11 protein-coding genes are annotated in these 15,779 nt (G+C 46.4%); all 11 read left to right on the forward strand.

Annotation, left to right across the window (positions count from 1 at the left end; translation table 11 throughout):
• Window positions 1–68: 68 nt before the first annotated feature.
• The 11 genes from ACSBOP_RS03250 (at window position 69) to ACSBOP_RS03300 (ending at window position 15,770) form a co-directional block, all read left to right on the forward strand.
• On the forward strand, window positions 69–965 hold the full coding sequence (locus ACSBOP_RS03250) for a phosphoribosylaminoimidazolesuccinocarboxamide synthase (protein WP_442603046.1): 897 nt from the start codon (window positions 69–71) through the stop codon (window positions 963–965).
• A 64-nt stretch (window positions 966–1,029) separates the two neighbouring features.
• Window positions 1,030–1,269 (forward strand): phosphoribosylformylglycinamidine synthase subunit PurS, encoded by a 240-nt coding sequence (gene purS, locus ACSBOP_RS03255; RefSeq protein WP_442603047.1) that lies wholly within the window; start codon window positions 1,030–1,032, stop codon window positions 1,267–1,269.
• A gap of 77 nt (window positions 1,270–1,346) precedes the next feature.
• Complete coding sequence (gene purQ, locus ACSBOP_RS03260) at window positions 1,347–2,042, forward strand: phosphoribosylformylglycinamidine synthase subunit PurQ (RefSeq protein WP_442603048.1); 696 nt, start codon at window positions 1,347–1,349, stop codon at window positions 2,040–2,042.
• Window positions 2,020–4,263 (forward strand): phosphoribosylformylglycinamidine synthase subunit PurL, encoded by a 2,244-nt coding sequence (purL, locus tag ACSBOP_RS03265; protein WP_442603049.1) that lies wholly within the window; start codon window positions 2,020–2,022, stop codon window positions 4,261–4,263. The genes purQ and purL overlap by 23 nt, the downstream gene beginning before the upstream one ends.
• On the forward strand, window positions 4,248–5,735 hold the full coding sequence (gene purF / locus ACSBOP_RS03270) for an amidophosphoribosyltransferase (RefSeq protein WP_442603050.1): 1,488 nt from the start codon (window positions 4,248–4,250) through the stop codon (window positions 5,733–5,735). Before purL ends, purF begins: the two co-directional genes overlap by 16 nt.
• 373 nt (window positions 5,736–6,108) lie before the next feature.
• Window positions 6,109–7,149: a phosphoribosylformylglycinamidine cyclo-ligase gene (gene purM / locus ACSBOP_RS03275; RefSeq protein WP_442603051.1), complete on the forward strand. Its 1,041-nt coding sequence runs from the start codon at window positions 6,109–6,111 to the stop codon at window positions 7,147–7,149.
• Window positions 7,150–7,152: 3 nt separating this feature from the next.
• Window positions 7,153–7,776 carry a phosphoribosylglycinamide formyltransferase gene (gene purN, locus ACSBOP_RS03280; protein WP_442603052.1) on the forward strand — a complete coding sequence of 208 codons (624 nt, stop codon included), beginning with the start codon at window positions 7,153–7,155 and terminating at the stop codon, window positions 7,774–7,776.
• 67 nt (window positions 7,777–7,843) lie between these two features.
• Window positions 7,844–9,385, forward strand: a complete 1,542-nt coding sequence (gene purH, locus ACSBOP_RS03285; protein WP_442604354.1) for a bifunctional phosphoribosylaminoimidazolecarboxamide formyltransferase/IMP cyclohydrolase — start codon at window positions 7,844–7,846, stop codon at window positions 9,383–9,385.
• Window positions 9,386–9,625: 240 nt separating this feature from the next.
• Entirely contained in the window at window positions 9,626–10,897 is a 1,272-nt protein-coding gene (gene purD, locus ACSBOP_RS03290; protein ID WP_442603053.1) for a phosphoribosylamine--glycine ligase, read from the forward strand.
• 197 nt (window positions 10,898–11,094) lie between these two features.
• Window positions 11,095–12,834, forward strand: a complete 1,740-nt coding sequence (locus ACSBOP_RS03295; protein ID WP_442603054.1) for an SWIM zinc finger family protein — start codon at window positions 11,095–11,097, stop codon at window positions 12,832–12,834.
• Window positions 12,831–15,770 (forward strand): DEAD/DEAH box helicase, encoded by a 2,940-nt coding sequence (locus ACSBOP_RS03300; protein WP_442603055.1) that lies wholly within the window; start codon window positions 12,831–12,833, stop codon window positions 15,768–15,770. The genes ACSBOP_RS03295 and ACSBOP_RS03300 overlap by 4 nt, the downstream gene beginning before the upstream one ends.
• The last annotated feature ends 9 nt before the right edge of the window (window positions 15,771–15,779 follow it).

Genomic DNA, 15,779 nt, shown 5'->3' on the forward strand with positions numbered 1-15,779 from the left:
TGCTACTTTTATCTGTAGTGAACAGACTTTTGGACACGTATAAATGAGAGAAATGGGAGGTTGAATCGATGTCACAAACATTAACTACAGCGGTGGATTTGGTCAAAGCCCCGCTGCTTTATAAAGGCAAGGTTCGTGAGTTGTACGATTTGGGCGAGCATTTGCTAATCGTTGTAACGGATCGAATTTCGGCATTCGATTATGTGCTTGAGCCTGCGATTCCTTTTAAGGGTGATGTGCTTAATCTTCTTACAGGGTTCTGGTTCGATATGACGTCAGAAATTATGGCGAATCATGTTGTTCATAATGATATTGATCTAATCGACGACTTAGTGACAGATAAAGAGGCGCTTCGCTATCGCATTATGGTGACTCGTAAAGCGACTCGTATTCCAGTTGAGTGCGTGGTTCGTGGTTACTTAACAGGAGGCGGTTGGCGTCAATACCTGGAGACAGGTAAAGTCAACGGTCATGAGCTCCCTGAAGGCATGCGTAAAAATCAACAGCTGCAAAGCCCAATCTTTACGCCTGCGAAGAAAAATGATGTTGGTCATGACGAAGATATCACGATTGAGCATATGCGTGAATGGCTAGGTGACCGTTTAACGACGCAGCTGATCCAAAAGAGTATGATGCTCTACGTACTTGCACATACGTATTGCGAGCAACGCGGTATTATTTTGGCAGATACGAAGTTTGAATTTGGCTTTATTGGGGATGAAATCATTCTAATTGATGAGATCTTTACTCCAGACTCTTCTCGTTTCTGGGCACAAGATCAATATCAGTTAGATGTGGAAATTGATTCTTTAGACAAAGAACCTGTTCGCTCGTACTTGGCAAATTCGGGTTGGGATAAAAATTCGCAGCCTGCACCATTGCCTGAAGAGGTAGTCGAGGCAACTTCGGTTCGCTATCGTCAAATTTTGGGTCTTTTACTTGCTCAATTGCAGCAAGCGGAGTAGATTGCTAGATTGTTCTTATTTTTATTTTAATAGAGTTGGTCATTCATAGAGGAGGATTCACCAAATGAAAGCAACTGTCTACGTTACGATTAAGCAAAATGTTCTAGACCCGCAAGGAAGCGCCGTTCAAGGCGCTTTACATGCAATGGGTTTTGAGGAAGTAGGAAAAGTTCGAATTGGGAAGTACATGGAATTTGAACTGGATACGACGGATCGTGCTGAAGCAGAATCACGTGTGACTGCTATGTGCGAGAAGCTGCTTGCGAATACGGTAATTGAAGACTACCGTTTTGAATTGAATTAACGGAAGTCTCTTACTATTAAGTTTCCCAATACTCAGAAATCCTATCATTCGACTTACAAACTTGAGGAGGTACCCTGATGAAATTTGCGGTTCTCGTATTTCCGGGATCGAACTGTGATATCGATTGCTATAAAGCGGTGGAGGATACGGTTGGCCAGCAAGTCGATTATGTATGGCATACTGCGACTGATCTATCAAGCTATGATTGTATTCTAATACCAGGAGGCTTCTCCTACGGTGATTACTTACGCTGCGGTGCTATCGCACGTTTTGCACCTGTGATGCAGGCTTTGATTGAAGCAGCTGAACAAGGTAAGTACATTCTTGGTATCTGTAATGGTTTCCAAATCGTTACGGAAGCAGGATTACTACCAGGTGCTCTACTGCGTAATAAAGGAATGAAATTCCTATGCCACCCGACGAATCTGGAAGTTGTGAATGCGAATACGCCGTTTACATCGGATTTCCGAGAAGGCGAAATCATTAGTATCCCGATTGCGCATGGTGAAGGTAATTACTATGTGGATGATGAAACCCTAGCAGAACTGCAAGCGAATAAGCAGATTGTGTTCCGTTATCAGCAAGGTACGAATCCAAATGGTGCAGTCGATGATATTGCAGGTGTATGCAACAAGGCAGGCAATGTCGTAGGGATGATGCCGCATCCAGAGCGTGCAGTTAGTGATCTGCTCGGATCAAGTGACGGTAAGCGAATGTTTACATCGATTCTGAACACATGGAGGAAACAACATGACGCAGCAGTTGTCCGTTAAGGAACCGACCGCAGAACAAATTGCGGAGCAGCAAATATATAAGCAAATGGGTGTAACCGATGATGAATACGCAAAAATTTGCGGTTTTCTCGGACGTCAGCCTAATTACGTTGAAATCGGCGTGTTCTCCGTGATGTGGTCGGAGCACTGTTCCTATAAAAACTCTAAACCTTTACTAAGAAGATTCCCAACTTCAGGACCTCGCGTCTTGATGGGGCCTGGTGAAGGAGCGGGTATCGTAGACATTGGTGATAATCAAGCGGTTGTTTTCAAAATTGAAAGTCATAACCACCCATCAGCGATTGAGCCTTACCAAGGCGCAGCTACGGGTGTTGGCGGAATCATTCGTGACATCTTTTCAATGGGTGCGCGTCCCGTTGCATTGTTAAATTCATTACGCTTCGGGAACCTCAAGAATGATCGTGTTAAATATTTGTTTGAACATGTCGTATCCGGTATTGCGGGTTATGGGAACTGTATTGGGATTCCAACCGTTGGCGGCGAAGTGATGTTCGATGAAAGTTATGAAGGAAATCCACTCGTTAACGCCATGTGCGTAGGTTTGATCAATCATGATCAAATTCAGCGCGGTGTGGCAAAAGGTGTAGGCAATCCTGTATTTTATGTAGGTCCGGCTACGGGGCGTGACGGTATTCACGGAGCGACGTTCGCTTCTGAAGAGTTGACTGCGGAATCCGAAGCGAAGCGTCCAGCCGTGCAGGTTGGCGATCCTTTTATGGAAAAGTTGGTACTTGAAGCTTGTTTAGAGCTTATTGATACAGGCATCGTACTTGGTATTCAAGATATGGGTGCTGCGGGTCTTACTTGTTCTTCAGCAGAGATGGCATCTAAGGCTGGTAACGGTATGGAGTTGTACCTGGATGCTGTTCCACAACGTGAAGAAGGCATGACGGCTTATGAGATGATGTTGTCTGAATCTCAAGAGCGTATGTTGTTTGTTGTTGAACCGAAGCATGAAGCGCAAGCGACAGAAATTTTCCATCGTTGGGGCTTGATCTGTGCGAAGGTTGGTAAGGTAACGGACGATGGTCGTCTGAAACTAATCCACCATGGTGAAGTTGTTGGGGATATGCCGGTTACAGCGCTTGTTGATGAGTGTCCGGTATATGATAAGCCATCCCAAATGCCTGCGTATTACGAGACTAGTGCGAATATCGATACGAATCGTTATGCAGAAGTAACAGATTTGAATGATGCGCTTGGTAAAGTGTTGGCGTCCCCAACTGTAGCAAGCAAGGAATGGGTATATAACCAATACGATCACATGGTTCGTACATCGACAGTTGTTCGTCCGGGTTCGGATGCGGCTGTTGTATCGATCCGTGGAACACGCAAGGCGCTTGCGATGACGACAGATTGTAATGGACGTTATGCGTACCTTGATCCTGCTGTAGGCGGTCGAATTGCGGTTAGTGAAGCTGCGCGTAATATCGTATGTTCAGGTGCTGAACCCCTTGCGATTACGGATAACTTGAACTTCGGTTCCCCAGAGAAACCAGAAATTTTCTGGCAGATGGAGCAAGCTGTAGACGGTATGGCTGAAGCTTGTCGTGTACTGGATACGCCTGTTATCGGTGGTAATGTATCGCTATATAACGAGAATGCAAAAGGGGCTATCTATCCGACTCCTGTTGTCGGTATGGTGGGTTTAGTTCATGATACCGATCACATTACAACGCAAGCGTTCAAGCAAGCTGGCGATGTTATCTTCGTACTTGGTGAAACAAAAGCTGAGCTCGGCGGTTCTGAGTTCCAATATATCGTGCATAATGTGACAGAAGGTCGTCCACCTGTTCTAGATTTAGAGACGGAGAAGAAATTGCACAGCACAGTGCTTGGCGCGATCCAACAAGGATTAGTTGCTTCTGCGCACGACTTGTCCGAAGGCGGTCTTGCAGTTGCACTTGCTGAATCATGTATTTCATCGGGCCTTGGTGCTGTAGTGAATTTCGCAACGGAATTACGTGCGGATATTGCTTTATTCAGTGAGAGCCAATCCCGCATTCTTTTGTCGGCAACACCTGCTAAGGCAGATGCACTTGAAAAATGGATTGCTTCCCAAGGCGTGCCATATCAAGTCATTGGTACCGTTCAAGGTGAAGAATTAAACATTCAAGTAAATGGGCAAGGAGCTGTTCAAGCTACCGTTCGTTCATTCGAAAAGATCTGGAAGGATGCGATCCCATGTCTGATGCAGTAAAATCCGGACATGGATTGTGGACCGGGGACTACTATAACGAAGGCATGAACATACATGCCGGGGTGATGGATAAACTTGGCGAAGAGTGCGGCGTATTCGGTGTTTTCGGGCATGATGACGCTGCCTCCCTTTGTTACTACGGACTTCATGCGCTTCAGCATCGAGGTCAAGAAAGTGCAGGGATTTGCACAGCCGATCCAAACAACTTTCACTATCATCGCGGAATGGGTCTTGTAAAAGAAGTGTTCAACAATACGAACCTTCCGAATCTTATGGGATCCTCAGCAATCGCACACGTACGTTATTCAACGGCGGGTGAGAGCAAGCTGGCAAATGCGCAACCGCTCGTTTTTAAATATCGGGAGGGTGATCTGGCTATTGCAACGAACGGTAACCTTGTGAATGCAGGAGAAATTCGTCGTAAGCTGGAGAAGATGGGTTCCATCTTCCAGACGACCTCCGATACGGAAGTTGTCGCACATTTAATCGCACGCTCCGAGCATGATGAGATTGAGGATGCAGTAAAAGATGCATTATCCCAAGTAGTGGGCGCTTATGCGTTCCTTATTTTAACGAAAGATAAGCTTATTGCAGCTCTTGATCCACATGGACTTCGTCCATTCGTAATCGGTCGCTTAGGTGATGCTTACCTATTCGCTTCTGAAACGTGTGCGTTCGAAGCTGTGGGGGGTCAATACTATCGTGATGTACGTCCAGGTGAGCTGCTCGTCTTGGATCGAAATGGTTTGAAGGAAGATCGTTTTGCCGAAAGAGAGAAGCGAGCGATTTGCTCGATGGAATATATTTATTTTGCAAGACCAGATTCAGATATGAATGAAATTAATGTCCATGCCGCTCGCAAGCGGATGGGTAAGCAGTTAGCGAAGGAAGCATTCGTTGATGCGGACATTATTACAGGTGTACCGGATTCTTCGACTTCCGCAGCGATTGGTTTCGCCGAGCAGACGGGTATCCCGTATGAGCTTGGTCTGATTAAGAATCGCTATACCGGTCGTACTTTCATTGAACCGAGCCAAGAATTACGTGAACAAGGTGTCAAAATGAAGCTTAGCGCCGTACGCGGAGTTGTCGAAGGAAAACGCGTCGTGATGATTGACGACTCGATCGTTCGTGGCACAACCTCCCTACGGATTGTGAACTTGCTTCGTGAAGCGGGTGCAACTGAGGTACATGTTCGCATCTCCTCACCACCATTCAAAAATCCGTGCTTCTACGGAATCGATACACCAAGCCGCAAAGAGCTCATCGCTTCTTCGCATAGCATTGAAGAAATGCGCAAGAAAATCAACGCAGACTCCTTGTATTTCTTAAGCAAAGACGGAATGCTAGATTCCATCGGTCGCACAGCGGATGAGTTCAAACACGGCTATTGCACCGCATGCTTCGACAACGAATATCCAACCGAGGTCGATGACGAGGAAGCACCTGCGGCTGTGAAGTGCTCTGGCTGAGTGGGGCTAGAGGATGTTCAAAAAGTTTGGTCACTGCGAAGAAAGGGAGTACTTCCGGTCGCTGTTGGAATCGTGAAAGTTGAATGGAATTAGCGGTATATTCACGATTCCAAAGGCGATCGCTTCGCCATAACGGAGTGAAACGATCGTTATTGGCAAAATGATGCGTTCGTGCGGCTGGTGCGAGGGGGCGGAGAGCAGCATATGTCCTGGAGAGCAGAAGCGATCCGCATTTGTTGTTTCGTTCCCTCTTCACCAACCTAATCAAGGAACGAAACGACAACAGCGGACGGAAGGACATATGCAGCTCGCAGCCCTCTCTCCCCGCACTCAAGCCATATTTTCCACAAATTTAAAAAGGGAGTTGAACGAAATGTCCGATGCGTATAAAAAAGCCGGCGTCGACATCGCTGCAGGTAACGAAGCGGTCGAACGCATGAAAAAACATGTTCAATCCACCATGCGTCCTGAAGTCATGGGCGGACTTGGCGGATTCGGCGGATTGTTCGGCCTGAATAAAGATAAATATGCAGAGCCTGTTCTCGTATCAGGTACAGACGGCGTAGGTACTAAGCTTAAGATCGCTTTTGCAATGGATAAGCACGATACAATCGGCATTGATGCCGTTGCGATGTGCGTGAACGATATCGTCGTGCAAGGTGCCGAACCGTTATTTTTCCTTGACTATCTGGCATGTGATAAAGTCGTACCTGAGAAAATTGAAGCAATCGTCAAAGGTGTGGCAGATGGTTGTGTACAATCGGGCTGTGCCTTGATCGGTGGCGAAACGGCTGAAATGCCGGGTATGTACGCAGATGGTGAGTATGATATGGCTGGATTTACAGTTGGTATCGTAGACAAAAGTAAAATGATCGACGGCTCCACCATTCAAGCTGGTGATGTTGTGCTTGGACTTGCATCCTCAGGTGTACATTCCAACGGCTTCTCTCTTGTACGCAAGCTGCTTTTAGAAGATAAAGGCTACACGCTGCAAGATGAAGTAGCTGAACTAGGTGGAAAGCTTGGCGACGTACTTCTTACACCTACACGGATTTACGTGAAGCAAGTTTTGGCTATGCTAGAAAAAGTAAAGGTTAAAGGACTTGCCCACATTACGGGTGGCGGTTTTATCGAAAATATTCCCCGTGTGCTACCAGCAGGAGTTAACGTGGACATCGAGTATGGTGCATGGCCGATTCTACCGATCTTTGAATTGATGCAGCGCGTCGGCGACATCTCTAACCGAGACATGTTCACGACTTTCAATATGGGTATTGGTATGGTCATTGTCGTTCCTGCTGAGGAAGCGGAAGAAGCGATTCGTATTGCAGCTGAGCAAGGTGAAGTGGCATATAAGATTGGACAAGTAACAGAAGGCGACCGAATTGTGACTTTTACAGGAGCGGTGGTATAGTCCATGAGGGATTATCGGATTGCTGTATTTGCATCGGGCAGCGGCTCGAATTTTATGGCGATTATGGATGCAATCAAGCAGGGGAACTTAGATGTGACCATCTCTCTCCTCGTCTGTGATCGTCCAGATGCTCCCGTTGTGGAAAAAGCAAAGCAGGCGGGAGTGCCTGTTTTTGTTTTTCGCCCTAAGGATTACGCTTCGCGAGAAGCGTATGAGGAAGAAATTGTTCATCAATTAATGAAGCATCAAGTTGATCTTATTGTGCTGGCTGGCTATATGCGTCTGATTACGGACAAGCTCGTGAAACCTTTTTATGGAAAAATAATCAATGTGCACCCATCGCTGCTCCCCGCTTTTCCGGGTAAGAATGCTGTACAGCAGGCATTAGCGTATGGTGTCAAAATAACAGGTGTGACGGTGCATTTGGTTGATGGTGGACTCGACAGTGGTCCAGTTATTGCGCAAAAAATCGTCGAAATTCAGGATACAGATACAGAAGAAACTGTGCTAGCTCGTATCCATGAGGCTGAGCATCAGTTGTATCCACAGGTGATTGATTGGTTTAGCAAGGGACAGATTCGATTAGCAGATCGACATGTTCGAATTGAAGCGCCAAATCCATCCTGATCGATGGAGATGAACACAGACTTAAACAACAAATAACGCAACACATAATAGATGGGGGTTATTAATGATGGCAATCCGAAGAGCGTTAATCAGCTTATCTGACAAAACCGGTTTGGTCGATTTTGCGCGTGAGTTGGTGAATTTAGGTGTGGAGTTAATCTCTACCGGTGGAACGAAATCATTACTTGAAAAAGAGGGCTTACCTGTCGTTGGCATTTCGGAAGTTACAGGTTTTCCAGAAATTCTAGATGGTCGTGTGAAAACACTTCATCCCAACGTCCACAGCGGATTGCTCGCAATTCGTGATTCCGAAGAGCATCAAGCGACCATGAAGGAATTGGGTCTGGACTACATCGACCTTGTCGTGGTCAATTTGTATCCTTTTGCAGAGACGATTGTAAAGCCTGATGTGACGTACGAAGATGCGATTGAGAACATCGATATCGGTGGACCGACTATGCTTCGCTCAGCGGCGAAAAACCATGCGTTTGTGACAGTTGTCGTGGATAATGCGGACTATGCAAAGGTTGTTGAAGAACTGCGCGCAGAGGGAGACACAACGCTTGAAACACGTAAACGTTTAGCAGCTAAAGTATTCCGTCATACGGCGGCTTATGATGCATTAATCTCGGATTACTTGTGCGAGCAGCAAGGGGAAGTGTTCCCTGAGCGTTACACCGTGACGTATGAAAAAGTGCAAGATCTGCGCTATGGCGAGAATCCGCATCAGAAGGCAGCATTCTATCGCAATCCGCTTGCTGAAGCAGGCTCTTTAACAACGGCGGAGCAGTTACATGGGAAAGAACTGTCCTATAACAACATCAATGATGCCAATACAGCTGTTCAAATTGTAAAAGAGTTCAGCGAACCGGCAGTCGTTGCGGTGAAACATATGAATCCATGCGGCGTTGGGATCGGTGCAACGATTCTGGATGCCTATCGCAAAGCGTATGAAGCAGATCCTGTATCGATCTTCGGCGGTATTGTAGCGGCTAACCGTACGATTGATGAAGCAACAGCACAGTTGCTGCATGAGATTTTCTTAGAAATCGTCATTGCACCAGACTTCACGCCGGAAGCACTTGAGATCCTTATGAAAAAGAAAAACATCCGTCTGCTGAAACTTGATGTAACAGCATCGGCGAGCAAAGCGAAGCCTGTAATCACTTCTATCGATGGCGGAATGCTCGTACAAGATCGTGATGAATATGCGCTGACAGAAGCGGATATCAAAGTCGTAACAGATCGCAAGCCTACGGAAGAAGAAATGAAGCAATTGTTATTTGCATGGAAAGTTGTAAAAAATGTCAAATCCAATGCGATCGTTCTTGCTGCTGACAATATGACGATCGGTGTAGGTGCAGGTCAAATGAACCGCGTCGGAGCGGCTCGTATTGCTATCGAACAAGCAGGCGATTTAGCTCAAGGCTCTGTACTTGCATCCGATGCATTCTTCCCAATGGGGGATACACTAGAGATCGCTGCAAAAGCAGGCATCAAAGCTGTCATTCAACCAGGGGGTTCCATTAAAGACGAAGAGTCCATTCGCGTTGCCAATGAGAACGGAATTGCTATGGTTATGACGGGCGTGCGTCATTTTAGACATTAATAGTTGGACTATATAAAGATAAAATAATGAGTGTGTTTAAAAATCAAACGAAGGAGAAAGAAAGCAACTGGAGGATTTGCTTACGATGTAACATTTTCCTTTGGAAAAGTTTTGTCGCCTTTGAAATCGTGAAATAACAACCTCATATAATCAAAATTTCACGATTTCAACAGCGACCGGAAGTGCTTTCTTTCTCAGTAGTGATTAGATTTTTAAGAATGCTCCACGGGAGTGGAAGAAATGCGGATTTTAGTTATTGGAAGAGGTGGTCGCGAGCATGCGATCATCTGGAAGCTAAGTCAAAGCCCGAAAGTGACAAAGCTGTTCTGTGCGCCGGGTAATGGAGGCATTGCGGAACTTGCAGAATGCGTGCCGATCACGGAAATGCAATTCGAGCAAGTTGCACAGTTTGCAAAAGAGAAGCAGATTGATCTTGTGTTCGTAGCACCTGATGATCCTCTTGCAGCAGGCATGGTCGATTATCTAGAATCACAAGGCATTGTCGCGTACGGACCGCGTGCAAATGCCGCTCTGATCGAAGGCAGCAAGAAATTTATGAAGGATTTGCTTGCGAAATACAACATTCCAACTGCTGCATACGAAACGTTTGATCGCTATGAAGCAGCGTTAACTTACTTGGAACAGCAATCTGCGCCAATTGTTATCAAAGCAGATGGGCTTGCGGCAGGTAAAGGTGTGATCGTGGCACAAACGCTGGACGAAGCGAAGCAAGCGCTGCAAGATATTATGCTCGATCAAGTATTCGGTGCATCAGCTGGGGCTCAAGTCGTGATTGAAGAATTCCTGCAAGGACAAGAGATGTCGCTGCTTGCATTTGTTGAAGGGGAAACGGTTCGCGTGATGGTGCCATCCCAAGATCACAAACCTGTATTCGATGGTGACAAAGGCCCAAATACAGGCGGGATGGGTACGTATTCGCCAGTTCCGCACATTGCGCAATCTATTGTAGATGAAGCGATTGAGACGATCGTGAAACCTTGTGCGCGAGCATTGGTACAGGAAGGACGCCCTTTTAAAGGCATCCTTTATGCAGGACTCATGATCACACCGGAAGGGAAGCCGAAGACGATTGAATTTAACGCTCGCTTCGGTGATCCGGAGACACAGGTGCTTCTCCCTCGCTTGCAAACCGATCTACTGGAAATCGTCTTAGCAACCCTAGAGGGTCGCTTGGCTGATCTTCCGATTCAATGGAGCGAGGATGCGGCCGTGTGCGTCATCCTCGCCTCGCCGGGCTATCCCGGCGAATACCCAAAAGGCCTGCCAATCACAGGCCTGAACGAACTGATGGAACACGCTGTTGTGTTCCATGCAGGGACTGCTCGCCAAGCGGATGGCTCTATCCTCACAAATGGCGGTCGTGTGCTAGGCATCACCGGTATGGGTCGTGACATCGCCGAGGCTCGCACAAGAGCATACGCGGCAGCAGATCACATCCGCTTCGAAGGCAAACACTATCGCACAGACATTGCGATGAAGGCGCTGCGCTAGATGAATAGCCTGTAAACAGCTATTTTGATAGAAATATAGAACGTGAAATTGGACATCATAATGTCATAATGAGTTGAAGAGGAGTTGTCGAAACCTGACAATTCCTCTTTTTTTTATTTGAGTCTGACACGCAAGACTCGAACATGATCGATTCATTCCTTATGGTATAATTGGCTTATATTTAGGGGGAACGATGGATGAATAACGTGATCATTTCGGAAGAAACACTGGAGCGGACAGCAGATGCGGTTCGTACTCATTTTAATATAATCATACTTCTCCGGGGGCTTGAGTATTGTGTGAAAAAGGCGGTCATGCATATGACCTTGATCCATCAAGATACAGCGCTTCGTGCTGTCGTTCGGGGGACGGATCGGTACGAGGTCATTCTGGACTTGGAGCAGTTTGAGCGGAGCTCGTGCGAATGTCCATATGATCATGGCTATTGTAAGCACATCGCGGCGGTGTTCCTCACCGCATATGCGCTGCAAGGTAAACGTCCGGAACAGTTCGTTCAGACGTTTAAGCAAACGCAAGCAGGCGTGGTATCTCGTTTAGCACCAAGGGAGTCGTTGTCAGCTGACAAAGTAAGAGCCAAGTTAGCACAAGCTGATGAAGAAGCAGTGCTCACAGCAGATCAAATCTTAACGGGTGGATCGGCTAAAGCATCACAGGATGAATCAGATCAACTTGCGCAGTATCAGTCCGTTCAAACTGCGATGTCTGCTCCGCAGCCAAATGAGCTCCCCGAGCAGTGGCATACTTATTTTGGAATGCGGTGCGGCGGGTATTTGAAGCGACAGCAGGGGAATGTTCAATCCTTTTACAGTGAAGCAACGAAAGTTCTATATCCACATGCAGAATCTTGGGAACCGATGCTTCGCCAGATTTATGAGCTACATGTATTGCTGTTTATCATCATTGAAATTGAACGGGGTTTTCTGAGACTTGGGAAAAATGCGCATACGTACAATATGTACTACTACCAAAATAGCTATGAACTAGCAGGAGATCAGACCGAGCGTGCAATTCAAAAACATGTCAGTCAGATGAACATTCAGGAAGCACTTACAGCTTATCCCGAATACATGGAGCCAATCGCAGCTAATCTTGCGGATCATGCGTTTACGATCGATCGAACACCTGTAGATTGGCTTAATATGTATCGATATCTATGGGGGAATGTACTTCTACGCAGATCATGGGGAGAGGCTGAGGTTGCTCGTTTGCAAGAAGAGCGAAGCAAGTATGCTTCCGATCGGGTGTTATCGGAGAAAATCAATTTAGCGTTAGCGCACTTTGAATTTATGAACGGTGAGGACGAATTAGCGATTAACCGATTGGAACCTTTTACCCGTAATGAAAAAATATTCGCGCTGGTGTGGCCCTATCTGCAATCGCATTTTAACCAAAAACAGTGGGATAAGCTGTCTCTTTGGCTTGAGTTTGTCGCGCAATTTATCGAGCGGTCATACGGAAAAGATTGGGAAATGTTCTGCTCCTATTGGCATAAGGCCATGGAGAATGCACCGAATAAAGTGAAGTTAGAGGCAGTCATGCGTTCGCTGCACCCGCGATCTTTTATATTTTACACGGGATATTTAACGGATGAAGAACGTTGGCAGGATTGGGTCGATGTTCATTTGTATCACGGTGTCTCACCCTTACAAGCGAATAAATTTACCATCAAGGAAATTGAGAAGAACGATCCAAGTTTATTGCTCCCGATGTATTATCAAGCCGTTGAGACACTCATTGTATTGAAAAATAGAGATGCGTACCGCCTCGCTGTACGGATGCTTAAAAAGCTGCGGACGATCTATAAAAAGCAAAAACAAGAGCATAAGCTGCAGCCTTATGTGGATTACTTGGTTAAGCAGCATTCACGCCTACGTGCACTGCAAGAAGAGCTAAGGAAAGGAAACTTCATCGCATGAGAGAAGATCAGCGTATTAAGGATGATGCAGTGATTTCTGGAAAATATTTGGAAGATGGGACGTTTTTCTTCTGGATGGATGAAGGTCAGCAGTCCAATATGATGCTCATCAAGCATCGCTTGTTCGGATGGCATAAAGCTTCCTACTACGGGACGATTCTGGAAATTAGAGAACAGGATAGAAGACAGGGGATCGTTGTCTCTAGCTGGCTTGCGATGGATTACCTAGCGAATGCATCCACAGTTAAGGCGATGGAGATTCAATGGAGTGAAGAACTGAGTGTGCTGCGACGTGCGGCACAAGTGATGCGTACCCTACTTGATCAAGGGTTGTTTGCGCCAGATCATGAGCAGTGGGCAGCAGGGGTAAAAGGCTGGAAGCTGATGCTGCCAGCAAAGCTAAATCGCGAATATGCACAGATCGAGTATGAAGCTAAATATCTAGGCATCACCTACTTGTCGGAATGGTTCAATCAAGTTGTTACGGAGTTAATTGCAACTAACCCTGCTGTAAATACGGCGTGGGAGCAGTTGATAGATGCTTATCCAGCGCTTCGCAAGCAAGGGAAAAGTGAGGGTACTCCTGAATTTGATGGTGTAGAAGATGAACATGATTGGCTGGTCTCGATCGGCTGGAAGCAAGATGAAGTCCCATTTATTATGGGTCTTCAACTCCTAGAACCTGATCTCGAAGATGACTGGGGTCTAAGGGTTATTTTGCAGGATAAACAAATAGCCGATCTTATTATGGAATGTACGCTTGAAAAAGATGGTGACAGCTATATGGCGCATCCGCTTGAAGGCGGATTACCTGCGCATTGGCAGCCTTATGCTGCATCCAAAACCGAGCGAGAAATTCGGAAGTGGCTTAGCGCCGTTCCTTGGCTCGAAAGTCACAACCGTGATGGACAAGTTAGACGTACACTGAGTGAAGATGAGGCATGGGATTTTCTTGATCAAGGGAGTCTACGTCTGCTAGAAGCAGGGTGCTCCGTGTTCCTTCCGTCTTGGTGGGAGCGGGTGCAGAAATTCACGCCTAAGCTGAAGGCGAAGGTTGCTTCTACGGTGGGTGCCACGACGCATTCCTTTTTCGGGATGAAACAGCTAATAGAGTTCAATTGGAAACTAGCGATAGGGGATTTGGAGCTTTCTGAGGAAGAGTTCCGAGAACTGGTGCTGCGCAAACGGCGATTCATTCAAATTCGTGGTAGATGGGTACATCTGGATCCTGCATCGATTGAGCAAATACGAGAGATTTTGAAGCAGGTAGAGAAGCAGCGCGGGTTGTCTTTTCAAGATGTGTTGGAACTTCATTTACTTGAAGATGAAGTGCCTCAAGAGGCTTATGATCCAGATACAGCGGTGGAAGAGCAGCAGCGGGTGCAAATGGAAGTGGAGCTGAATGATCATTTGAAAGAAATGATAGCAAAGCTGCACGATCACACACAAATGCCGCTTTACGATACCCCATCTGATTTTCAAGGAAGCTTGCGAAAGTATCAGCAGGAGGGATTTTCTTGGCTGTTATTCTTGCGTCAGATCGGTTTGGGTGGTTGTCTGGCAGATGATATGGGACTTGGGAAAACGATCCAATGGATCTCCTATTTGCTCACGATTAAGCAGACAGAAGATATTAACGCTCCCGCGCTGCTCATTTGCCCGACGTCAGTGCTTGGTAATTGGCAGATGGAGTTGGAACGTTTTGCGCCATCGCTTCAGGTTCATATGCATTATGGAGCGGGGCGTGCAAAGGGAGCGGCGTTTATCGAGTCAATCCGGGGGGCCGATTTGGTGATCACATCTTATACCCTCGCTCAGATGGATGAACCCGAAATTTGTTCCGTGACATGGAGCTCGCTTTGTCTAGACGAAGCACAAATGATCAAGAACGCCTATACGAAGCAGTCAGCCGCGATCCGGCAAATTCCTGCCGATCATCGGATTGCCTTAACGGGTACACCGATTGAGAACAGGCTGACTGAACTCTGGTCGATTTTTGATTTTGTAAACCCAGGATACTTAAGCAGTCTGCATGATTTCCGCAAAAGATACGTGAATCCAATTGAGAAAGAACAGGATCAAGGACTTATTGATCAAGTACAGAAGCTGATTCGACCGTTTCTACTCCGTAGACTTAAGAAAGATCCGAAGATCCAGCTTGCGCTCCCTGAAAAAAATGAAATGAAAACGTATGTGTCACTAAACGCTGAACAGGGCAGTTTGTACGAGAACCTCATTCAAAACATGCTTGAGAAAGTTGATGAGCTAACTCCAATGGAACGTCGTGGGCTTATCTTAGCTACACTGACTAAATTAAAACAAGTGTGTGACCATCCTTCCTTATTGGTCCAAGAAGATGTACCTATTAGCGAAGATTTGCGATCTAATAAGCTGGCTCGTTTAGTAGAGATGATTCAAGAGCTGCGTGCAGAAGGGGAAAAATGTTTGATCTTCACGCAATTTGTGCAGATGGGTCATCTGATGCAAGCTGTTCTCGAACGGGAACTTGGCGAAAAACCGCAGTTCTTACATGGTGGTGTTCCGAAAGCGAAGCGGGATGCGATGGTTGCTCATTTTCAAAAGGAAGATGTGGCAGACGAAGAGTCATGTTCGGTGTTTATTTTATCGCTAAAAGCAGGCGGTACAGGTCTGAACTTAACAGCAGCCAATCACGTATTCCATATTGATCGTTGGTGGAATCCAGCGGTGGAAAATCAAGCGACAGATCGAGCATTCCGGATCGGACAAAGACGTGATGTGCAGGTGCATAAATTCATTACACTAGGCACACTTGAAGAGCGAATCGATGAGATGATTGAGAGTAAGCAAGGATTAAGTGAACAAATTGTGGGCAGTGGGGAAGGTTGGGTAACAGAGCTGTCGACTAGCGAACTGCGTGAATTGTTCGCCCTTCGTAAGAAATGGATTGATACGTAAAGGGAGGGA

The sequence above is a fragment of the Paenibacillus sp. KN14-4R genome (assembly GCF_052180255.1).
Lineage (GTDB): Bacteria > Bacillota > Bacilli > Paenibacillales > NBRC-103111 > Paenibacillus_AM.